Consider the following 21,987-nt stretch of genomic DNA (forward strand, 5'->3'; position numbering starts at 1 on the left):
ATTCAGTCACAGAGCTGAGCAAAGCGGCCTTGCGCGGCCCGACGCGCCATGATCGCGCCGGCAGTGCCGCAGGCCTCGTGTCGCAGAGCCGATATCGTCGGAGTGTTGCCGGCGTCGCTTTCCTCCCTCGCTCAGCAAACTCCGCTGCGCTGCCCTCTCCGGGGCATGCCCCGCCTGGGCGGGTGAACTCAGCTAGGAGGTAGACGGATAATCAATTCTCGTCCAAGCTCAATTTTGGATCGAAACAATACCAATTGAGCATTGATGTTCGAGCTTTCCCAGCTCCGCTCCTTCGTCGCGGTCGCGTCCGAGCTCCATTTCGGACGGGCGGCTAAACGCCTTCACATCACGCAGCCTCCCCTCAGCCGTCAGATTCAGACGCTGGAACAGACGCTGAAGGTCGCGCTGTTCAATCGCACGAGCCGCTCCGTCGAGCTGACTTCGGCTGGCCGGGCTTTCCTGGCGGAGGCGCGCGGGATCCTGCAGCGCAGCGAAGTGGCTATGAAGATCGCGCGGGAGGCGGCACAGCCCTCGGCGGGCACCGTCAGAGTCGGGTTCGCAGCAGCGTCAACCTATGACTACTTGCCGCGCTTGGTGCGCCGCGCACGGACGGACCTCCCCCATATCGAGCTCATCTTCGAGGAGCTCAGTTCCGTCGAGCAGGAGGAGGCGCTCGCCTTTGGCAGGATCGATATCGGCGTCGCCAGACCTGTCAGCGTCCACGAGGATTTTGACTCGGCTTGTGTCTACCGCTCGGGTTTCGCGCTCGCCCTTCCAGTCGAGCATCATCTCGCCGGCAGGCGCCGTCCGCAGCTCGCGCAAATTCACCGCGAGCCCTTCATCATGTATTCAACTGCCGGCCGATTTATGCACGATGTCCTCATCGGTGCGTTCCGGGCAGCCGGTGTTCAGCCAAATTTCGTACAATTCATGAGCCAGGCCCAGGGCATCGTCTCTCTCGTCAGCACCGGCCTCGGTATAGCGATTGTTCCAGAAGAAACGCGCAATGCGTGTTTCGACAATGTCGTCCTCCGGCCGATCCAGCTCGGCCAATCAGCAGCAACGGAGTTCCATGTTGTTTGGCGTCGCGATAATCGCAATCCCGCTCTTCCATCGCTGCGACAGCTCATGCTTGCCCTGAACTGACCGGATCGGCAAAGCCAGACCGGCGTGACATAGAGCGCGCATATGGCATCCGGACGAAGACCGTCTTTGCCGGCGCTTGCGCTGAGGGTATCCGCGCCCAAACAGGCTGAAGCTATCGAGCCGGCCGCCTCTTCGGGGACGCCCATTCCAAGTCTCACGTTCAAATTTTTCCGGAAGCGACAACGTCGCTTAATGGCCCGAACTCATTGCCGCTTCATGGCTGGCGGAGGATGTGCGAGCTGCGCCATGGACGGACCGACCCAGCAGAATCCAGGTCTCCGCATGGAGTGTGGCGCCTCGCCGCCGAACGTCTGCCTCACATCGACGCCTTCGCGGCCAACTCTCTCTGAAATCCAGCCGCGAGATGATCGATCAGTCCCCGGACCGCTGGAGGCAGCCCGCGCCGAGTTGTGAAGACCAAGTGCACGATGCCTTTAAGCCCGTGCCAAGCTGGCAGGACCCGGACGAGGCGCCCGTCGGACAGCGCTTCACGGCAGACATGATCGGGCAAGATCGCAACGCCCAGTCCGTCGATAGCGGCCTGGCGAACCGCCATCATATCGGCGCAACCCATCCGTGGCGTGATACGGACGGCGCGAGTGCCGCCGTCTTCGGATTCGAGCTGCCATTCCAGATCGTCCGCATCGTCACTGGTCGCGAGGGTGGGCAGCGCGGCCAACTGGGTAACGTCGGCCACCTGGCTCGCGAGCCGTGGCGCGGCGACGAGAATGCGTGTCGAGAGCCCAAGCGTGCGCATCGTCAGGGCGGCGTCGCTCGTCAGGGCCGCGCGAACCCGCAGCGCCAGATCGATCCGCTCCGCGATCAGATCGACGGGCCGGTCAGTCGCAACGAGCTGCAGACGCACCTTGGGATATTTGGCCAGGAAGGACGATATCAGGCCCGAGATCGGCTCCAACATGCCGGTGGGACAGCTGAAGCGGATGCGGCCATGCGGTTCCAACTGAGCCTGCATGACCAGCGCCTCGGCCTGCTCCGCCTCCGCCATGATCGCCCGGCAGCGATCGTAAAAGGCAAGGCCCGTATCGGTCACGCGGAAGCGCCGGCTTGATCGTTCGATCAGCCGTAGCCCAAGCCGCTCCTCCAGCGCTGCAATGCGCCGGCTGAGCTTCGATTTGGGTTCGCGCAGCGCCCGGCCGGCCGGGGCGAAGCCACCGTGAGCCACGACCTCGGCGAAATAGGCGTAGTCGTTCAAGTCGATCTTCATCATCGTTCCGTCTGTGGAACGATGAGTGCCATATTCGGCGACTACACGCATCATCGTTCTTATCGCATGTCAGAAGGGCAGCGGCGCTTCGCCGCCTACAGACTTCGAGGAGATCGATAATGAACAGCAGATTCGACAACAAGGTTGTGGTCGTCACGGGCGGGACCAGCGGCATCGGCCGCGCGGCCGCCAAAGCTTTCGCCGCCGAAGGTGCCTCGGTGTTCATCACCGGCCGCCGGCAGGACGCGCTCGACGCCGCGGTGAAGCAGATCGGCGGCAAGGTCACCGGTGTCCGCGGGGACATGTCGAAGCTCGCCGACATCGATCGGCTCTACGATGCCATCCAGCAGAAGCATGCGCAGATCGACGTGGTCTTCGCCAATGCGGGCGGCGGTGAAATGGCACCTCTCGGCGCGATCACCGAGGAGCATTACCAGCGCACCTTCGACACCAACGTGAAGGGTGTGCTCTTCACCGTCCAGAAGGCGCTTCCGCTGCTGAAGGACGGGGCTTCGGTTATCCTGACCAGCTCGACCACCAGCATTTCCGGCACGCCGGCCTTCAGCGTCTATTCCGCCACCAAGGCCGCGGTGCGCAACTTCGCCCGGAACTGGATTCTGGATCTCAAGGATCGGCACATCCGCGTCAACGCGATCAGCCCCGGCGTGACCGAGACGGCAGGGCTCGACGAGCTCTTCGGCGGCGGTGACCAGGCGAAAGGCACCAAGGACTATCTCGCCAGCCTGATCCCTGCAGGCAGGGTCGGTCAGCCCGAGGAAATTGCGAAGGCCGTTCTGTTCCTCGCATCCGATGAGGCGAGCTTCGTCAACGGCATCGAGCTCTTCGTCGATGGCGGCCAGGTCCAGATCTGAGTTGCAAACAGTCATCAGACAGCCGCATCCGGCGGCAGCCCTTTCCATTCACAGACTAAATCCAACAGGCGTTTCCAGTCATGCTGACCAATGAAGACATCATCCGCAGCCTCTACGCGCTAGCAGAGGCGTCGTCCAAGGACACGGACAGATTCATCTCGCTGTTCGCCGAGGACGGCTATTTCTACGACGTACCGGGCGGCAGGAAATACTATGGCAAGGAGATCGGCCTGCCTGTCGACGCGATGGTCGCGGCGTTTCCTGACATGCATCGCGAGCTGTACGACTTCTACGTGAAAGACGACGTCGTGATCGTCGAATTGGCCCTGCAGGGCACGCATAAGGGCGATTTCTACATGGCCGGCGGGATCTTACCCGCAACCGGCAAAAGGATGGATGCGCCGTGCTGCGACGTGTTCCACCTGAAGGACGGGAAGGTCACCTCCTTCCACTGCTACAACCTGCCGTCGGTCATCCTGCAGCAGCTCGGTGTTCTCGAAAACCTGGGTGCTGCGTTGAATCGCGGATAAGCGCCCTGCAGCCAGAAATCCGCGGGCGAAACGTCTCGGATGCTGGGCTGACGATAGAAACCTCGACAATCGTCCGTCATTCCTTCCAGGGGAATGACGGACTGCTTTGGTCTACTCTGTCAGCCAGCATTCGCCCCAGCTGCTGATATGATACCGCGAGAGAACGATCGCATCCAAACCTCGCCGGCAACTGCCAATGTCGCTAGGATCTCGCTAACTCTCAGCGCCAATTGCCGACGTTGAGACGCCGCCCAAAAGCGGACGCACGAGAGGCCTATCGGTAATCAAGCGTCGGCCGCTATACCCCGCAGGAAAAGTTCGACGGCTGATGCCACCATGCGATCGATCTCGGGCCAATGCGGAGCATCCTCGACGCGGAACAGCAGGCGCGTGCGTGCCGTCGCGATCACGAGTGACGCATAGTGCCAGGCCGCGAGGTCGCAATCGGCGCAAGCGATCTCTCCGGCATCGGCGCGCTCCTGCAGGAAGGCCGCCAACGCCTTATGGGCCATCTCGGGTCCCTGCTCGAAATAGCGCCGGCTGATGGACGGAAAGCGCTGAGCCTCGCCTACGCAGAGCCGGTGCAGGGCCACCACCTCGGGCGCCAGCACGGCACGTGCATAGTGATGGGCGTGGTTGCGCAGCACCTCTGCGATCGGCCGACCCCGCGCATCCTCGCTAATTAGCGGCGCGATCAGCCTTGTGCAGGCGGTTTCGAGAATATGCAGGAACAACCGCTCCTTGTCGCCGAAATGGGCATAGATCGTCGGCTTCGAGACCTGGGCGCGGCGCGCGATCTCGTCGATGCTGACGGCGGCGAAACCATGGGCGATGAACAGGTCGCGCGCGACCCTCGCCACGCGATCGCGCGGCGAGGTCGCAACCGGACGTCGCCGCTTCGTCGGAGCCGGCGCGATCATGCGGCGGGCGCTCTACTATGCCTAGTAATGAAGCCAATCACCGCTTTGTCGAATTCGCGCGGCTTTTCGATGTTCACCAGATGGCCGGCGCCCGGAATAATCGTCAGCTCCGCGCCGGGGATCATGCCGGCGATCTCGCGCGCCATCTCGGGCGTGGTCAGCCGGTCCTCGCCGCCGCACACGACATGGGTCGGCACCGCGATCTCGCCGAGCCTGTCATGGGTATCGGTACGCACCGTCGATTCGATGCTCTTGATGTAACTCGCCTTGTGTAGGCGGGTCATGCTGTCGATCAGCTTGTCGAGCGCTTCCTGGCTGGCATTGGCGCTGACCAGCGTCTTCGCCACCGGACCGGCGATGTCCTTGGGCTCGCCGCCGTTGACTAGCGGCTCCTTCCTGAGTCGGATGAACTCAGCCTTCTTCTCCTCGCTGAAATGCGAGAAGCCGCGATGCGTATCGCATAGCGAAAGCGTCAGCGCGCGTTCGGGGTAGGTTTCGACGAAATCCATGGCGATGCGACCGCCCATGGACAGGCCGACAATATGCGCCTTCGCGGCGCCGAAATGGTCCAGCACACGCGCCAGATCATGCGAAAAATCGCGGAAAATCAGGTCCCCCTCGTAATCGTCGCTTTCGCCATAGCCACGCGCATCCCAGGCGACGGCGTGGAACCGCTCGGAAAAAGCTGGCAGATTGTCGTGCCAGTTGCGCTTGTTGCCGCCGATGCCGTGCATGAAGACGACGAGCTCGCCCCGGCCTGCATGATCGACGGCGATGAAGGGCGCAGGCCCGATGCGCGTCGTGGTCCAGGCTGTCATGAGGTTCCTCCCTGATTGCGCGAATAGGCCTGCGCCAGCGGACGCAGCAGCAGCCGGTCCAGCGCGAAGACGATGACGACGATGACGAGGCAGATGGCGAAAACCATCGCAGCGTTGGCGTTGGACTGCGCCTGAACGAGCAAGTAGCCCAGCCCGGTTTGGGCTCCAAAAAGTTCGGCGACGAGCGCGATCTTCCACGCGATGCCTGTTGCCACGCGCAGGCCCGAGATCAGGAACGGCGCGAGCAGCGGCAGCGTGACGTTGGTAAAACTTAGCCAACGCCTCCGCGTGAAGCTACGGCCCATCTCCTCCAGTTCGGCATCGATCTGGCGAAAGCCTTCGAGCACGGCGATGAGGCAGAACGGAAGCACGATCGCCACCTGGATGAAGATAACGGTGCCGTTCGAGACGCCGAACCACATCACGCCAAGGATCGCCCAGCCGACGCCGGGAAACGAATTCAGTACAAGCAGGATGCGCGCTTCCAGCACGAGGGAGAAGAGCTCGGAGGCCCGCGCCGCCAGTCCGAGCCCGATCGCGAGCGCCATGGTGAGCATAAGCGCCGCCGTGATCCGGGCGAAGCTGACGCCGACATGGATGAGCAGCGAGGGCTCGACCAGGATCGTCCCGAAAGTCCGCAGCACGTCCCAGGGTCCCGGCAGCACGAAGGCGGGCAGGCCCCGCGCCGTCGACCACCACAACAGCACGAAGAGCAGGATCGCGCCTTCCGCGAGACCGTGCGACATCAGGCCGGCGCGGGGACGGGCGGCTTGCGGCTCAGCCATGGCGATAACGCCTGTCGAGCCGGCGCTGCAGCGGTCGGAACAGCACCGTCTCCGTCAGCGCAACGAACAGGATGATGAAGACGATGATGGCAAAGATCGTCTCGGTGTCGAACTCCTGCCGCGCCGTGTTGAGCAGGTAGCCGACGCCGACATTGCCGCCGAAGAGCTCGGCCGTCAGCACGACCTTCCAGGCGACGCCGAAGCCGGTCCGCAGCGCGGCGAAGACGAAAGGCACGAGCATCGGGACAATCAACGTCCGGATCCGCGGCAACCGGCTACGCGTCAGGCTGCGGCCAAGCTCGACGAGCTCGCGATCGAGTTCGTTCAGGCCGGTCCTGATATTGATGGTCGTGAACGGCGTCAGGATGAGCGTCACCGCGAAAACGACGGTCACGCTGTTGATCCCAAACCAGAGTATAGCAAGGAAAAGCCAGCCGATCCCCGAGAAGGCATTGAGCAATGGGGTCATCCTCGCATCGATCAACAGGCGCAACGGCGGCACCGCATGGGCGGCGACCGCGAGCGTGCCGCCGATCAAGAACGAAAGCACGAGCGCGGCCGCGACATGGCCCAGCGAAGCCAGAAGTTGCACGGTCAGCGTGGGGTCGGTCAGGAACTGCGCCATGCGCTGCAGCACCGGCCGGGGGCCCGGCAGGAGATAGGCTGGCACCAGCTGCGCGTAGCCCCACCATGCCGCCGCGAAGGCAACGGTGAAGCCGTGCAGAACGATGTCGCGCTGCAGCAGGCGCCAGAGGCTTGTCGCTGTCCCCCTCGGTGCCGACGAGACAGGCATCAGCCGCGATTGACCTTCTGCCAGATCGCCTCGTTCATCGGCGGCAGCTTTGTCAGGATCCCCATCTCGACCGAGCGTTTCCAGAGGATGTCGATCGCCTTGACGTCGTCGGGCAGCAGCGTCACCGGGAACTCGGAAAAGCGCGTGAACCAGGCCTTGAAGAACTCGGGGTCGGTCTGCGTCTCCTTGCCGACGGCTGCGAAGACCTCGTCCTGGTTGGCGAGCGCGTAATCGACCGAAGCCCGCAGCGCGCGCAGGAACTCCTGGTAAAGTGCCGGTTGGGCGTCGAGCTTGTCGCCATATCCGGCCAGCACGGCGGAAACCATGCGGACGCCGAAGCGCTGCGTCATGTCGCCGGCCGTGCGGGCGATCGAAACGAATTCGCCCGTCGTCTGCGCCTGGAAGGCCTGGGCATGGATCAGCGTCGCCGCATCGACCCGGCCCGCCGCCAGCGCGGCCGGCATGGCCGGCGCCGGCATCTCGACGAGTTCGATATCGCCGCCGCGCTGGGCGACGTTGAAGCCGTGCACATCGGCGAGCGCGATCCGGATCAGCGTCGTGCCTGCCGAGCCGATCGCGTAGATCGCGAGCTTCTTGCCCTTGAGGTCGGCGGCGGACTTGATCGGGCTGTCGCGCCTGACCCAGATGTCGGAACCCTCGCCGGACGTGTGATAGCGCAGGCCGGTGCCGATGATGCGCAGGTCGAGCCCACGTTCCCGAGCGCGCGGCACCGCGATTGCGGCGGTCTCGATGACGTCGTAGCTGCGCGCGGCGGTCGCCTGGATCAGCGCCGCGATATCGAGCGGCGTGCTCTCGATGCGCAGCGTCGGAGAAGCCACCTTGCCGTTCCGCAAAGCCCACAACGCGGCTTCATGCGACGGATCGGCGAGATAGCCGAACTTGAGCGTGGCGGCCTGGGCCTGCGCGCCGGTCGCCAACGGCAGAGCCAACGCCATGCCCAGCGCGGTTCGCCTCGTACAGCCCTGCCTCATGCCGTGATCTCCTCGTGCTCGGGTTCGCCCATCTCATGGAACAGTGCGGCCAGTTCGGCACGCATGGCGCGCAGCGCCGCTTCGTTTTCGACATCACGCGGGCGCGGCGTGGCGATCGTCAGCGTTCGCGCAACCGTCGCAGGCTTGGGCCGCAGCACGATGATGCGGTCGGCCAGCATCAGCGCTTCGTCGATGTCGTGGGTGACGAAGACGACCGTCTTGCCGGAGCCCTGCCAGAGCTCGACGACCTGACGGCGCAGGCGCGTGCGGGTGTTGGGATCCAGCGCCGAGAACGGCTCGTCCATCAGAATGATGTCGGGATCGAGGGCGAAGGCCCGCGCGATGGCGACGCGCTGCTTCTCGCCGCCAGACAGCACTGCCGGCATCTTGTGCCCGTCCTCGCCCAGGCCGACACGCCGCATCTGCAGCAGCGCGCGCTCCTGGCGCTCGGCGACGGGCATCGCCGGCATCCGAAGTTCGAGCCCGAATGCAGCATTATCGATCGCGCTCTTCCACGGCAGCAGCCGCGGCGACTGGAAAACATAGGCCATCTGGTTCCAGGCCTGCGACGGAGGCTGGCCTTTGATCCGGATGCGACCGCCCGAGTGAGGCATGAGGTCGCCCATGAGCCGCAAGGCGGTGGACTTGCCGCAGCCCGATGGCCCCAGAAGGCAGAGAAACTCTCCCGCCGCGACCTCGAAGCTCAGATCCTCATAGATTGTGGAACCTGCAATGCGCAGCGCGACACTATCGAACGAGATCGCCGCAGAAGCCATCGGCCGCCCTGACTTTACTAAACCGTATCGTATAAAGACGGTATGTTGTCTCGCTGTCAAGGCGACGAATATTGCCGATAGGCACTCACCAAAATGGCCCACTACTCAGCCTGGCAAATCCAGCCAATCCTCGATCCGCTGAAGCGGCGGCAGCCCGCATCTGCTGACGTCAGGTGCCACGCGGTTTCGGCCCAGGACGCCGGGTGCCGATGAAGTTTAAGACTGTTCTCGGCGTTGCTGCTCTCGCCGTCCGACTCTGGACAGGCCCACAAACGCCCGTGGCTCGTCTGGGTGAAATGCGCAGATATTCCGCCGCTTGTCCGAGAGAGATGCGCCAGTTCCGGACTCTGAGCCACCGCCCGGAAGCGGACGTGCACGGCAGGCTGGGGACGAATCGAGCGGCCCCCACATTTGGACCGCAGCCACCTCGGAGCTTTGCCGGGCTCGCACCGGCATGGTCGGCGGACTGAAACATATCGATGCCGCAGGCGGCGATTCCTCCACCATGAGTGCGATAGTCCGGTGTGCGCTGATCGATCGAAACATCGCTGAAAAGCTCGCGGGCCGAAAGCACCGTTGATTGTCGGACAAGCCGACATTAACGTAAGCCCAATGACCTTGCTGAGCGGGATTGGGATCTCTCGATGACGGATGTCTTTGTTGTTGCAGCGCGTCGAAGCGCGATTGGCACCTTTGGTGGGTCGCTGAAGGATGTTGCCCCCGGGGATCTGGGGAGCGCCTTGGTCAGGAGCGCCGTTGCCGATAGCGGCGTGGACTCCTCCGAAATTGACCATGTCGCCTGGGGCCAGGTCATCCAAACGGAGCCCCGCGACGCGTACATCGCGCGTATTGCCGCGGTGAATGGTGGCGTCCCCGTCGAGACGCCGGCGATGACGGTCAATCGCCTCTGCGGCTCCGGGCTCCAGGCCGTGATCACGGCAGCGCAGGCAATTATGCTCGGCGACGCCGAGATAACACTCGGCGGCGGTTCCGAGAGCATGAGCCGCGCGCCTTTTCTCTCCCCTGCCATGCGCTGGGGCGTGAAGATGGGTGATACGGTGGTCGTCGACATGCTGGACGGCGCGCTGCGCGATCCTTTTGGCCGGATGCTGATGGGCGTGACGGCGGAGAACGTCGCCGCGCGCTATAGCATCGACCGTCAGACGCAGGACGCGCTGGCCGTCGAAAGCCACCGGCGGGCTTCCCACGCGATCCGAGAAGGCCGTTTCAAGGACCAGATCACCGGTATCGAGATCAAGACGCGCGCGGGGCCGGCGATCTTCGCCGAGGACGAGCATGTTCGCCACGACGCGAAGGAGGCCGACCTCTCCGGGCTACGCACCGTCTTCAAGAAGGATGGGGGCTCGGTCACGGCCGGCAACGCTTCCGGCATCAATGACGGCGCGGCGGCGGTCGTGCTTGCCAGCGGCGACGCCGTCCGCAAGACCGGCGCGAAGCCACTCGCACGGCTTGTCGCCTACGGCCATGCCGGCGTCGATCCCGAATATATGGGCATCGGGCCGGTCCCCGCGACACGCAAGGCGCTGGCGAAGGCTGGACTCAAGGTCGGCGACCTCTCCGTCATCGAATCGAACGAGGCTTTTGCGGCTCAAGCCTGCGCCGTCTCCCGCGAGCTCGATTTCGATCCGGCCACCGTCAATCCGAACGGCAGCGGAATCTCGCTCGGCCACCCGGTCGGCGCGACCGGGGCGATCAACGTCGTGAAGGCGGTTCACGAACTCCGGCGCATCGGCGGTCGCTACGCCCTGGTGACCATGTGCATCGGCGGCGGGCAAGGCATTGCGGCGATCTTCGAGCGGGCCTGACGGGACCCTATCCCTTTCGGATGCGGGTACGCCAAAAACCGGAAACGCAGCGCCTCTCCTCTCTTGACGGGGCAGGTGGTGGTGCTAACGTCCCGTTGTCGGACAAGCGGACAATAGGTTCAATAAAAGCGATGCTGCCGCAGGGTGGAATGCTCGCGACGGAAATGGCGAATGTCAGACTGGACACGTCCGGCGGACATGCGCGCCTGTCGCTCCAACGACCGGACAAGCTCAATCCACTCGACTGGGCCACTGTGCGGGAGCTCAAGCAGGCCGTCGAGACGATCGAGGCGATGGACGATGTGTTCGTCGTCAGCATCATCGGCAGCGGCCGCAGCTTCTCGGCCGGGGGCGATCTTGACGGCTATCTCAGGCTTTATCGCGAGCCCGCGGAGTTCTCGGCCTTCCTCGATGATTTCTACGCGATGCTCGTGGGCATCGAGAACTCCAAGAAGGTCTATGTTGCGCTGATCAACGGCGTCTGCGTGGCCGGCGGCCTCGAATTGCTGCTCGCTTGCGATCTCGTCCTCGCGGCGGATACGGCGCGGATCGGTGACGGCCATCTCAATTTCGGGCAGTTACCCGGCGCCGGCGGCTCGCAACGCCTGCCGCGCGCAATCGGCATGCTGCGAGCGAAGCATCTGATGCTGACCGGCCAGCTCCTGACGGCCGATGAGGCGCGCGAGATCGGCCTCGTCAACGAGGTCGTGCCGCATGCCGAACTCGAATCCGCTTTGGACCGGCTCGTTGGGCAACTGGCGGAAAAGAGCCGGGTCGGATTGGCCTCGGCCAAGCACCTCGCCAACAAGACCCTGACCTCCGATCTGGAGGAAGGATTGCGCTACGAGATGGACTTCGTCCTGAACTACGCGACCACCGAGCCGGATGCGACGGAGGGCCTGCTCGCCTTCAAGGAAAAGCGCAAGCCGGTCTATCAGAGCTGACGGCGCCGCGCCGCCCACACCTGCGTCGCAAGGCGCACCGAGACATGAACAAGGCCCGCTCACGGCAAACCGTGACAGAAGAGGCCGCCGAACGGGAAGGAAGCAGCCGATGGGCGATGAGCGTCGCCGTGAATCGTGCAACGAGGATGCCTACGCGATCCTGACGCGGATGCTCGCCGATGCCGAGCGGCTCTGCGCCACGCAGGATCCACTCCTGACGGGCCAGGCCGCCCAGCTGCGCGGTCGGATCGCCGCGATGGTTGTCGTCGCCACACCGCCCTCCCTCCTGTTAGCGGAGGCGCGTTCGTGACTGGGCGGCTTCAAGGCAGGGTCGCGCTCGTCACCGGCGCCGGGTCCGGGCTCGGCAAGGCCGTAGCGCGGCGCTTCGCAGCCGAAGGCGCGAAGGTGGTCGTCACCGACATCGCGGACGCGACTGGCGAAGCCGTCGCGGGCGAAATCGGCGCAAATGCCACCTATTGCCACTGCGATCACACCAGCAGCGAGGATTGCACGCGAGCCGTTGCCTTCGCGCTGGAGCGTTTCGGCGCCCTCGATATCCTGCATAATAATGCGGGCGGTCCGTTCACCGGCGCCTTCGAGGCGATCGACGACGCAACGCTGGAGCGCGTGCTGAGCGTCAACCTGCTCGGCGTCCTCAAGATGACGCGCGCCGCCTTGCCGGCTCTGCGCCAGAGCGCGGCCGGCAATCCCGCGGGGGCTGCGCTGCTCTTCACCTCCTCGCTGCAGGGGCTGAAGGCCAAGCCGAATTTCAGCCTCTACACCGTGGCCAAGCACGGCATCGTCGGGCTGGTCCGCAGCCTCGCGCTCGAGCTCGCGCCGCAGAACATTCGCGTCAATGCGATCTGCCCCACGGTAACGGAGACGCCGATGCTTTCGGCCTTCCTGCCTGGCATGGCTGGCGATCGCGACGAGGCGATGAAGCGCTTCCGCGCCACTATCCCGCTCGCCCGGATGCCGGAGCCCGAGGATATCGCCGCGGCCGCCCTGTTCCTCGCTTCCGATGAAGCCCGCGTGATCACCGGCATCGCGATGCCGGTCGATGGCGGCCAGATGGCGATGTGAGGCAGGCATGGCGATGCATTCCGATCCGTTCCGTCTCGACGGGCTCGCCGCGGTGGTAACCGGCGGCAGCGGTGGTATCGGCTCCGCCGCGGCCGAAGCGCTCGCAGCTGCCGGTGCCGATGTCGCGGTGCTGGGCCGCAACCGGGAGAAGCTCGAGCGCACGGCGCAGGCAGTCGAGGCGGCGGGGCGCCGCGCGCTTATCGTGGAGGTGGACGTCACCGATGAAAGCTCTGTCGCGGCGGCCCGCGATGCTGTGGTGGCTGCCTTCGGGCGCGCCGACATCCTGTTCAACAATGCCGGCGTCACCTCACCGAAGCTGCTGTCCGAGACGACGCTGACGGACTGGCAGAGCGTCGTCGACGTCAGCCTGACCGGCGCCTTCCTTTGCTCGCGCGCTTTCGCACCGGTGATGAGCGAGCACGGATATGGCCGCATTCTCAACATGGGCTCGATCCTGTCTGGCAGAGGCATGGCGAACCGCACCGCCTATTGCGCCGCCAAGGCCGGGCTGGCGAATTTCGGCGCGGCGATGGCCTTCGAGCTCGGCAGGCACGGCGTCACCGTCAACACCATTGGTGCGACCGTCATCGTCACAGATCTCAACCGCGAGCTGATCCGCACCCAGCCGCAGCTCTACGACAAGGTGCTGCAGCGCTCGGCCATCGGCCGGCTCGGCGAGGTCGAGGACGTGACCGGGCTGATCGTCTTCCTCGCCTCTCGCGCCGCTTCCTACATCACGGGCCAGACCATCTATGTCGATGGCGGCTATACGGCGGGCTAGCGCATGACGATCCAGCTTCTCAACGGCATCGTCTATGGTGGCCTGCTCTATCTGCTCGCCGTCGGGCTGGTGCTGATCTTCGGCCTGCGTGAGGTGGTGAACTTCGCACATGGCGCGCTGTTCATGCTCGGCTCCTATATCGGCTTCACCCTCGCGGCCGCCGGCCACTGGTGGCTGGGGCTGCTGGTCTCGGTCGTGGCGATGGCGGCGGTGGGCTGCCTGCTCGACGTGCTGGTCTTCCGCAGCCTGCGCAAGCACGACCACATCGTCACCGTGCTGATCACCTTCGGCCTGCTGCTAATCCTCGAGACCGTAGTGACGGTCACCTGGGGCAAGGCCTATCTGAGCTATCCCGTTCCGAAGCTGCTCGACGGCACGGTCACGATCGCCGGCTCGCCGTTCCCGATCTATCGCCTCTTCATCATCGCGGTGAGCCTGCTTGTCGCGGGCGGGCTCGCAGCCTGGCTGCGCTTCACGCGGATGGGCCTCTATGTCCGCGCCGCCTCCACCAATCCACACGTCACGTCGCTCCAGGGCATCGACGTCGACCGGCTGAGCTTGGTCGTGGTCGGGCTCGGCACCGCACTCGCTGGGCTCTCGGGCGTCGTTGCCGGGCCGCTGCTGACGCTCTCGCCGACCATGGGCAACTACATCCTAATCGATTCCTTCATCGTGGTGGTGATCGGCGGCCTCGGCAGCTTCGCGGGCGCCTTCTTTGCGGCGCTTCTGATCGGCCAGATCCATAATCTTGGCGCGATCTACCTGCCCTGGGCCGCGACGATGCTGCCCTTCCTGCTGATGATCGGCATCCTGATCTGGCGGCCGACCGGCTTCGCGGGGTCGCGGACATGAGCGCCCTCGCTCAGAATGAAATCGCCGCTCCGAGATCGGATCTGCGCCGGACCGGCCCCCTCCTCGCCATTGCCGTGGTGGCACTCGCGCTTGGTGCGGCCGCGCCTTGGCTGGTCCCGTCCCAACTCACACTTTCGCTGGCGACGCAGGCCATCTTCGACGCGCTGCTCGCGACCAGTGTTGGCTTCCTGGTTCTGCAGAACGGGCGCGTCAGCTTCGGCCAAGCCGCTTTTTTCGGGCTCGGCGGCTACGCTTTCGGCGTGCTGTTGGCGCGCGGGCTGATGGCGCCAGAGCTGGCGTTCCTGACCGCGCTCGCTTTGCCGACGCTGATCGCCTTTCTGCTCGGCCTCGTCTTCGCCCGCATCGCCGGCGTCGCCCATGCCATGCTGACGCTAGCGGTGGGACAGGCTTTCTATGAGATCGCCTTTCGCTGGCGTGAGCTGGCGAAGGGCGACGACGGCATGTCGTTCAACCTCCCTTCACGCATTTTCGGGCTCGATTCCAGCTTGCTGCAGGATCCGTCGGTGATGGTCGTCGTCGCCTGGTCGATCCTCGTGCTCGCGCTGCTCGGACTCGCCCTCTTCGCCAACAGCCGAATGGGTCAGATCGCGGCAGCGGTGCGCGACAATGCCGAGCGCGCCCGTTTCATCGGCCACGACACGACGATCCCGCCCGCAATCGTCTACGCGATCTCGGCCTTGCTCGCTGCCATCGCGGGCCTGCTGCAGGCGACCTATAACGGCTACATCGCCCCGCAGATGTTCCATTGGAGTCTGTCGGGCTCCGCCCTGATCATGGCCGTGGTCGGCGGCGCGCAGTTCATCCTCGGCCCCGCGATCGGCGCCGTCTGTTTCTTCATTCTCAAGGATTTCGCCGGGCGTTTCGCCGAATACTGGCCGGCGATCGTCGGTAGCGTCCTCGTCGTCGTCACGCTCGTCATGCCGCAGGGCATCGTTGGCCTGCTGAAGGCCGGCTGGCTCCGGATGCGGAGGCAGCCATGAGCGAGACATTCGCGATCCAAGGCATCGGTCTCGAGCGCCGCTACGGCGGCTTCCGGGCGCTGAAGGGCGTCGACATCACGGTGCGGCGCGGCGAGATCCGGGGGCTGATCGGCCCCAACGGCGCAGGCAAGTCGACACTGATTGACGTGCTCTCCGGCCGTGTCCGCGGCCAGCCCGGCCGGGTTCTGCTCGACGGGCGGGATGTCTCGCGGCTGAAGCCGCAGGAGCGACGCCGGCTCGGGCTCGCGCGTTCCTTCCAGCGCACCAACATCTTTCCGATGCTGAGTGTCGAGCAGCAATTGCGCATCGCGTCCTGGGCTGTCGCCGAGGCCGGTGTCGAGGAGGTGATGGAAGAGCTCAACCTCACCGCCCTGGCGCGAATGCCGGCAGCCGAGATCAGCTATGGCGACCAGCGGCGGCTCGACCTTGCGCTCGCCCTCGTGGGCCGCCCGAGCGTGCTGCTGCTCGACGAACCGGCAGCCGGGCTGACGGTCGAGGAATCGCACGGGCTCGCGACGATCCTGCGCGACCTCGCCAACCGCTGGAACGTCACGGTTCTGCTGGTCGAACACGACATGCAGGTCGTCTTCTCGATCTGCGACGGCATCACCGTGCTGCATCTCGGCGAGATGCTCGCTGAAGGCAATGTCGCGGAGATCAGGGCCGATCAACGCGTCGTCACCGCCTATCTCGGGACGGAGGCGTGATGACATTGCTTTCCTTCCATGACGTCCACGCACTCTACGGACAGGCCCGCATCCTCAATGGGGTCAGCTTCGAGATCGCCGCAGGCGAGCGCGTCGCGCTGGTCGGGCGCAACGGCGTCGGCAAGACCACGGTGGTCAACACGCTCTGCGGCGTCACCCGGATCGAGCGCGGCCATGTCGAGATCCGCGGCGAAGAGGTGCGCGATCTGCGCCGCTACACCGCAGCCAAGAACGGCATCTCGGTCGTTCTGCAGGGGCGCGGCATCATCGGCAACCTGACGGTCGAGGAAAACCTCCTTCTCGGCACCGCGACCCGTCGGCGCGGCCCATGGACGCTGGAGAGCGTCAAGGCACTCTTCCCTATCCTGGAGGAGCGCAAGGCCAGCCCCGGCCTCGCGCTCTCCGGCGGACAACAGCAGATGCTCGCCATCGGCCGGGCGCTGATGGCCAATCCGGACCTGCTCATCCTCGACGAACCGAGCGAGGGGCTGGCGCCCGTCATCGTCGACGAGCTCGCCGACCTGCTCGTCAGGCTCGGCGACCAGGGAATGGGCATCCTGCTGATCGAGCAGAGCGTCGGGCTGATCCGCCGCGTCGCCGAACGCTTCTACGTGCTGTCGAAGGGAGCCGTCGCCGCATCCGGCTCGCTCGCCGAGATCGGGGCGGAGGACTTCCACAAGCATATCGCCATCTGAACAGCCCGCCGCAGAAGCGGGCCAACCATGCCGCAACAGGCCAGTCTCAGGGAGGGACGAAAAGATGTTCAAGGCAGTGATGATGACCGGCGTCGCGCTCGGCGCCATGCTCTCGGTCTCCGGCGCGGCGCTCGCCGCCGATCCGCTGAAGATCGGCGTCGCGACCGACATGTCCGGCACCTATGCCTCGCTTGGCGAGGAGGTGATGCGCGCCAGTCGCTTCGCCATCGACGAGGCGAACGCGGCCGGCGGTGTCGACGGCCACAAGGTCGAGTTCAAGTCCTACGACACGGAGGCCAAGCCCGACGTTGCTCGCCGGCAGGTCGAGAAGCTCGTCATGGAGGGCTATCCGGTCATCACCGGCATGATCGCCTCCGGCGAAGGCCTCGCCATCGCGCCGCTGATGCAGCGCTGGGGCTCGCTCTACATCTCCGTCGTCAACAAGGCCGACGAATTGACCGGTGCGAACTGCGCGCCGCGCGTCTTCCGCGTCAACACCCAGTCGGCCATGGATGCCGCGACGGTGAAGCCTTGGCTCAAGGAGCGCAAGGAGAAGAAATGGGCGGTGGTCGCGATCGACATCGCCTGGGGCCGCGGCTCGGCGGAGCTGTTCTCGAAGGCGGTCAAGGAAACCGGCGGCAACATGGTGGCGGAGCTGTTCCCGCCGGCCAACACCAACGATTTCGCTCCCTATATCGAGCAGATCAAGAAAGCCGGTGCCGAAGGCGTGTGGGTCGTGCTCGCCGGGCGCGATGCCGTCAATTTCGCGCAGCAGTCGAAGCAATTCGGCCTGACGGACGCGATCACCGTCGCGGGCGTCAGCTTCACCACCGATGGCACGGTCAAGACACTGGGCGATTCCGCCAAGGGTGTCTTCGGCATCATCAACTATTCCTCGACGCTCGACACGCCGGAGAACAAGGCCTTCGTGAAGGCGTGGACCGACAAATACAAAGTGCCGCCGACCAATTTCGAGGGTGAGGCCTATCTCGGCTACCAGGTGCTCTTCCAGGCGGTGAAGGACGCCAAGAGCGTCAAGACGGACGACATCGTCAAGGCGCTGCCGGGCAAGACCTATGACACGATCATGGGCAAGCTCGTGCTGCGCGCCGAGGACCGCCAGTTGCTGAAGCCGAACTATTTCGGCGTCGTGGAAGCGGTCAATGGCGAGTTGCGTCCGGTCGTGAAGACGACGGTCGCCGCGGCCGACGTGGCTCCTGAGGTGGTCTGCAAGGCCAAGTAAGTTCTCGAAAGCAAAAAGGAAGGCCGGGGCTCAGGCCCCGGCGTTTTTGCATGTGACCGACAATGCAGCCGTGTCTGATGCCTCAAAACTCGTCCAGCGGCGTCAGGCCGGCGGTGGTGTTGAGGCTTGCAACGAAGGCAAGATTCTGGCGCGCCTTCGGCAGCTCGACCTCGCAGTGATAGCGGCAGGCCCGCAGCTTGCCGCGGGCAAAGGCATCCAGCTCGCCGCCCTTCGCGAGCACCGCGCAAGCCTGGTCGAGCCAGAGCCAGCCGACGACGACATGGCCGAAGCCGGTCAGAAAATTCGACGCGTTGAGCAATGCATCCGCCGGGGCGCCGAGCGACGACAGCGCCTCGACTGTCTCGCCGACCGCATGCCAGCTTTCGTCCAGCAAAGCTGCAAGATCGGCCAATTGCGGCATCGGCCGGGCACGCGCGATCGTGGCGTCGATCTCCTCGCCCAGCAGCGCGAGTGCCTGTCCGCGATCCCGCAGGATCTTGCGACCGAGCAGGTCGATCGCCTGGATGCCGTGCGTGCCCTCGTGGATCGGGTTGAGGCGGTTGTCGCGATAGAGTTGCTCGACGTCGAAATCGCGCGTGTAGCCGTAGCCACCATGGATCTGGATCGCGAGATCATTGGCGGCGAGCCCGAATTCCGACGGCCAGCTTTTGGCGACGGGCGTCAGCAGGCCCAGCAATGCCTCGGCATGGGCCTTGTCCTCCGCAGTCTCGGCCGCTTCTTCTCGGTCGATCAGCCGCGCGCAATAGAGGATCAGCGCCAGCGCTCCCTCGGCATAGACCTTCTGGGCAAGAAGCATGCGCTTCACATCGGGATGCTCGATGATCGGCCGCTGCTTCGCAGCAGAGTCCTTGGCGCCGAGCGGCCGGCCCTGGGGCCGATCGCGCGCGTAGGCGAGCGACTGGCGATAGCCGCGCGCTGCGAGCGCCGCCGCGCCCAGGCCGACCGAGATCCGCGCCTCGTTCATCATCTGGAACATCTGGGCGAGACCGCTGCCGGCTTCTCCAATGCGGTAACCGATCGCACCGGCCGCGCCGCCGGGACGATGGCGCGTGCCTTCACCAAAATTGAGCAGGCAGTTGCTGGTGCCGCGATAGCCCATCTTGTGGTTCAGCCCGGCGACGGCAATGTCGTTGCGGGCGCCGTTCGGCAGTTGCTTGGGCACGATGAAGAGCGAGATGCCGCCGACACCGGGCAGAAGAGCACCGGACGCATCCGGGATCTTCGCCAGCACGAGATGGACGATATTCTCCGAAATGTCCTGATCGCCGCCCGAGATCCACATCTTGGTGCCAGAGAGACGATAGCGCGGGCCGAGCCCGTCCTCGCCATCGGGGGTGGCGCGGGTGGTGATGTCGGCGAGCGAGGAACCAGCCTGCGGCTCGGAGAGGCACATCGTGCCGAACCAGCGCCCCTCGACCTGTGGCAGCGCGAAGGTCTCGATCTGCGCCGGCGTACCAAAGTTGCAGATCAGCCGGGCATTCGCCTGAGTCAGCATGACATAGGCGGACGTCGCGATGTTGGCCGCCATGAAATGCGCCATCGAGGCGGTCTGGACGAGCTTCGGCAGTTGCAGCCCGCCGACTTCGCCGTCGAAATCGGCAGCGAAAAGCCCCATCTCCGCCGCCGCTTTCAGCGCCTGCCCGATCTCGGGCAGGACATGCACCGTCTCACCGTCGAGAGCCGGCTCGATGCGATCCGATTTCTTGTAGTGGGTCGCGAACTGGGAGGTGGCCAGCTTCGCGCTGAGGTCGAGCACGGCATCGAAGGTCTCGCGCGAATGCTCAGCGAAGCGCGGCCTGCCCGTCAGCTGCTCGGCATCGAGCCAGTCGTAGAGCCAGAAGGACAGGTCGCGTTCGTCCACAAAGCTCATGCCGCCTCCGCACGCCGCTCACGATCATGATCGGCGAAGCTACGGCCGCTCCTGGCCAGTTCCTCCAGCAGTCGCGCCGGGCGCCAATTCGCATCGCCGCTGGCTCCAAACGACAGGATATCGGCGTAGATCGCATCGAGCCCGACCGTGTCGGCCCAGAACATCGGACCGCCCCGCGCGGCCGGGAAGCCCATGCCCTGCGTATAGGCGACATCGATGTCAGAAGCGCGCTGCACCGTGCCGTCGGCCAGCGCAAAGGCGCCTTCGTTGACGATGGCATACAGCGCCCGCTTGATGATCTCCTCGTCGGAGATGGCGCGCCGGGTGACGTCGAGCCGGTCGGATTCTTGAAGGATCATCGCCTCGACGGCGGGATCGCTCTCCTTCTGTCGGCCGGAATAGCGATACCACCCCGCCCCCGTCTTCGAACCCAGCCGCCCCTGCTCCACCAGAAGGTCGGCCAATCGGGAGTAGCGCCTCGCCGGGTCCCAATCCTTGAGCTGGCGCTGACGGACATGCCAGGCGACATCCTGCCCGGCCATGTCGAGCATGGCACAGGGGCCCATCGCCAAGCCGAAAGCATTGAGGGCGCTATCGATCTGCTCCGGCAGCGCACCTTCCTCCAGCATCAGGTCGGCCTGCCGCAGATAAGGATAGAGCAGGCGGTTCGCGAGGAAACCATCGCAGACGCCGACCACCACGGGTGTCTTGCCGGCCTTGCGGGCGAGCCGGATCACCGTCGCCAGCACATCGGGTGCGGTTTCCCTGGCGCGCACGATCTCGAGCAGCCGCATGACATGGGCCGGGCTGAAGAAATGCAGCCCGACGACATCGGCCGGGCGCGACGTCGCGGCGGCGATGACGTCGACATCGAGCGCCGAGGTGTTGGTGGCGAGAATCGCACCGCGCTTCGCGATCTTGTCGAGCTCTTGGAAGATCGCAAGCTTGACCTGCATCTCCTCGAAAGCGGCCTCAATGACGAGGTCAACCCCGGACAACGCCGCGATATCCGTCCTTCCAGTGATCTGCTGCAGCCGATCCTGCGCGACTTCGGCCGAGAGATCGCCCTTGGCGACGGCGCGGTCGTAGACATCGCGAATGCGCTTGAGACCGCGCTCCAGACCCGCCGCATCGCGCTCGATCAACGTGACCGGCAGACCCGCATTGGCGAAGACCATGGCGATGCCGGAGCCCATCGTGCCGGCGCCGATCACGCCGACCGTCTCGACCGGGCGCGTCCGCGTCTCCTTGCCGATGCCAGGCGTTCCGGCTGCAGCGCGTTCCGCGAAGAAGAGGTGGCGCAGCGCGCGCGAGGTCGTGGACTCCATCAAGCCAAGGAAGAGCCGGCGTTCCGCGGCGAGCGCTTCCGGGAAGGAGAGGCGCGCGGACTGTGCCATGGCGTCGAGCGCTGTCCGCGAGGCTTCCGCGTGCGGGCTCTTGGCTGAGATGCCGGCGCGCGCAGCGTCGATTGCTTCGGCGAGATCGGGCGGGAGCGCTCGGCCGGAGGTGGCGGTCAGCGGTACTGCACCAAGTTGCTCGATCAGGATCATGGCCTCTGCCAGGGAATCGTCGCCGATGCGGTCGACGATCCCAGCCGCGCGTGCTTCGGCCGCGCCGAGGACGCGCCCGCTCGCGATCATCCCTGCCGCGACGGCCGCTTTCGCGACGCGCGGCAAACGTTGTGTGCCCCCGCCACCTGGCAGCAACCCGAGCTTCACCTCGGGCAGACCGATCCGGGCATCCGGGCTGGCGACGCGGCCATGGCAGGCGAGAGCGAGTTCGAGGCCTCCACCGAGCGCCGTGCCGCGGATGGCCGCGACCACCGGCACCGGCGAGGCCTCGATCGCGGCGTGAAGGTCGTTCGGGTCGGGCGCGGTCGGATCGAGCCCTGCGTCGAATTCCTGGATATCGGCGCCAGCGGAGAAATGCCCGCCCTCCCCGATGAGAACAACGCCGCTGACGCCGTTAATGACCGCGCGCGACAGCGCGGCCGTGAGGTCGCGCCTGACGGCGGCGGAGAGGCTGTTGACCGGCGGGTTCGCGATGGTGAGAACCGCGACAGTGCCGCTGACTTCCGTGCGGACAAGGGATGGGAACGTCATGTCGG

The 21,987-nt window shown here is 65.2% G+C and carries 22 protein-coding genes; 13 read left to right on the forward strand and 9 right to left on the reverse strand.

Going from position 1 to position 21,987, the window contains the following annotated elements; all coding sequences use genetic code 11:
- Positions 1-264: 264 nt before the first annotated feature.
- Positions 265-1,146, forward strand: a complete 882-nt coding sequence (locus FQV39_RS32770) for a LysR family transcriptional regulator (RefSeq protein WP_149134631.1) — start codon at positions 265-267, stop codon at positions 1,144-1,146.
- Positions 1,147-1,462: 316 nt separating this feature from the next.
- Here the strand turns inward: FQV39_RS32770 and FQV39_RS32775 are convergent, their stop codons facing one another.
- Positions 1,463-2,371, reverse strand: coding sequence for a LysR family transcriptional regulator (locus tag FQV39_RS32775; protein ID WP_149134684.1), 909 nt, complete (start codon positions 2,369-2,371; stop codon positions 1,463-1,465).
- A 119-nt stretch (positions 2,372-2,490) separates the two neighbouring features.
- Here FQV39_RS32775 and FQV39_RS32780 point away from each other — a divergent pair, with 119 nt between their 5' ends.
- Both FQV39_RS32780 and FQV39_RS32785 read left to right on the forward strand, forming a co-directional pair.
- Positions 2,491-3,243, forward strand: coding sequence for an SDR family NAD(P)-dependent oxidoreductase (locus FQV39_RS32780; protein WP_149134632.1), 753 nt, complete (start codon positions 2,491-2,493; stop codon positions 3,241-3,243).
- An 80-nt stretch (positions 3,244-3,323) separates the two neighbouring features.
- On the forward strand, positions 3,324-3,773 hold the full coding sequence (locus tag FQV39_RS32785; protein WP_149134633.1) for a nuclear transport factor 2 family protein: 450 nt from the start codon (positions 3,324-3,326) through the stop codon (positions 3,771-3,773).
- Positions 3,774-4,057: 284 nt separating this feature from the next.
- On the opposite strand, the gene FQV39_RS32790 is transcribed toward FQV39_RS32785, so the two are convergent.
- Genes FQV39_RS32790 through FQV39_RS32815 form a run of 6 tightly spaced genes read right to left on the reverse strand, consistent with a single transcriptional unit; the run spans position 4,058 to position 8,917 of the window.
- The gene (locus FQV39_RS32790; protein WP_149134634.1) at positions 4,058-4,693 is read right to left on the reverse strand and encodes a TetR/AcrR family transcriptional regulator; all 636 of its coding nucleotides are present in this window, start codon (positions 4,691-4,693) and stop codon (positions 4,058-4,060) included.
- Positions 4,690-5,511: an alpha/beta fold hydrolase gene (locus FQV39_RS32795; protein WP_210251271.1), complete on the reverse strand. Its 822-nt coding sequence runs from the start codon at positions 5,509-5,511 to the stop codon at positions 4,690-4,692. Before FQV39_RS32795 ends, FQV39_RS32790 begins: the two co-directional genes overlap by 4 nt.
- On the reverse strand, positions 5,508-6,296 hold the full coding sequence (locus tag FQV39_RS32800) for an ABC transporter permease (protein ID WP_149134635.1): 789 nt from the start codon (positions 6,294-6,296) through the stop codon (positions 5,508-5,510). The genes FQV39_RS32795 and FQV39_RS32800 overlap by 4 nt, the downstream gene beginning before the upstream one ends.
- Positions 6,289-7,089: an ABC transporter permease gene (locus FQV39_RS32805; RefSeq protein WP_149134636.1), complete on the reverse strand. Its 801-nt coding sequence runs from the start codon at positions 7,087-7,089 to the stop codon at positions 6,289-6,291. The genes FQV39_RS32800 and FQV39_RS32805 overlap by 8 nt, the downstream gene beginning before the upstream one ends.
- Positions 7,089-8,081: an ABC transporter substrate-binding protein gene (locus FQV39_RS32810; protein WP_149134637.1), complete on the reverse strand. Its 993-nt coding sequence runs from the start codon at positions 8,079-8,081 to the stop codon at positions 7,089-7,091. Before FQV39_RS32810 ends, FQV39_RS32805 begins: the two co-directional genes overlap by 1 nt.
- The gene (locus FQV39_RS32815; protein WP_149134638.1) at positions 8,078-8,917 is read right to left on the reverse strand and encodes an ABC transporter ATP-binding protein; all 840 of its coding nucleotides are present in this window, start codon (positions 8,915-8,917) and stop codon (positions 8,078-8,080) included. Before FQV39_RS32815 ends, FQV39_RS32810 begins: the two co-directional genes overlap by 4 nt.
- Before the next feature lie 584 nt (positions 8,918-9,501).
- Here FQV39_RS32815 and FQV39_RS32820 point away from each other — a divergent pair.
- The 10 genes from FQV39_RS32820 (at position 9,502) to FQV39_RS32865 (ending at position 17,989) form a co-directional block, all read left to right on the forward strand.
- Complete coding sequence (locus FQV39_RS32820) at positions 9,502-10,683, forward strand: acetyl-CoA C-acyltransferase family protein (protein ID WP_149134639.1); 1,182 nt, start codon at positions 9,502-9,504, stop codon at positions 10,681-10,683.
- A gap of 149 nt (positions 10,684-10,832) precedes the next feature.
- Positions 10,833-11,627 (forward strand): enoyl-CoA hydratase/isomerase family protein, encoded by a 795-nt coding sequence (locus FQV39_RS32825; protein WP_187640404.1) that lies wholly within the window; start codon positions 10,833-10,835, stop codon positions 11,625-11,627.
- A gap of 109 nt (positions 11,628-11,736) precedes the next feature.
- Positions 11,737-11,937 (forward strand): hypothetical protein, encoded by a 201-nt coding sequence (locus FQV39_RS32830; RefSeq protein ID WP_149134641.1) that lies wholly within the window; start codon positions 11,737-11,739, stop codon positions 11,935-11,937.
- Entirely contained in the window at positions 11,934-12,710 is a 777-nt protein-coding gene (locus FQV39_RS32835) for an SDR family NAD(P)-dependent oxidoreductase (RefSeq protein WP_149134642.1), read from the forward strand. Before FQV39_RS32830 ends, FQV39_RS32835 begins: the two co-directional genes overlap by 4 nt.
- 7 nt (positions 12,711-12,717) lie before the next feature.
- Positions 12,718-13,491: an SDR family NAD(P)-dependent oxidoreductase gene (locus tag FQV39_RS32840; protein WP_187640405.1), complete on the forward strand. Its 774-nt coding sequence runs from the start codon at positions 12,718-12,720 to the stop codon at positions 13,489-13,491.
- Between the two features lie 3 nt (positions 13,492-13,494).
- A complete protein-coding gene (locus tag FQV39_RS32845; RefSeq protein ID WP_149134644.1) occupies positions 13,495-14,343 on the forward strand; it encodes a branched-chain amino acid ABC transporter permease in 849 nt (282 codons plus the stop codon).
- Entirely contained in the window at positions 14,340-15,344 is a 1,005-nt protein-coding gene (locus FQV39_RS32850) for a branched-chain amino acid ABC transporter permease (RefSeq protein ID WP_149134645.1), read from the forward strand. Before FQV39_RS32845 ends, FQV39_RS32850 begins: the two co-directional genes overlap by 4 nt.
- On the forward strand, positions 15,341-16,051 hold the full coding sequence (locus FQV39_RS32855; protein ID WP_149134646.1) for an ABC transporter ATP-binding protein: 711 nt from the start codon (positions 15,341-15,343) through the stop codon (positions 16,049-16,051). Before FQV39_RS32850 ends, FQV39_RS32855 begins: the two co-directional genes overlap by 4 nt.
- Complete coding sequence (locus tag FQV39_RS32860; protein ID WP_349238613.1) at positions 16,051-16,746, forward strand: ABC transporter ATP-binding protein; 696 nt, start codon at positions 16,051-16,053, stop codon at positions 16,744-16,746. Before FQV39_RS32855 ends, FQV39_RS32860 begins: the two co-directional genes overlap by 1 nt.
- A gap of 64 nt (positions 16,747-16,810) precedes the next feature.
- Entirely contained in the window at positions 16,811-17,989 is a 1,179-nt protein-coding gene (locus FQV39_RS32865; protein ID WP_149134648.1) for an ABC transporter substrate-binding protein, read from the forward strand.
- An 82-nt stretch (positions 17,990-18,071) separates the two neighbouring features.
- Here the strand turns inward: FQV39_RS32865 and FQV39_RS32870 are convergent, their stop codons facing one another.
- Positions 18,072-19,880, reverse strand: coding sequence for an acyl-CoA dehydrogenase (locus FQV39_RS32870; protein ID WP_149134649.1), 1,809 nt, complete (start codon positions 19,878-19,880; stop codon positions 18,072-18,074).
- Positions 19,877-21,982: a 3-hydroxyacyl-CoA dehydrogenase NAD-binding domain-containing protein gene (locus tag FQV39_RS32875; RefSeq protein WP_149134650.1), complete on the reverse strand. Its 2,106-nt coding sequence runs from the start codon at positions 21,980-21,982 to the stop codon at positions 19,877-19,879. Before FQV39_RS32875 ends, FQV39_RS32870 begins: the two co-directional genes overlap by 4 nt.
- Between the last annotated feature and the right edge of the window lie 5 nt (positions 21,983-21,987).

The organism is Bosea sp. F3-2 (assembly GCF_008253865.1).
Taxonomy (GTDB): Bacteria; Pseudomonadota; Alphaproteobacteria; order Rhizobiales; family Beijerinckiaceae; genus Allobosea.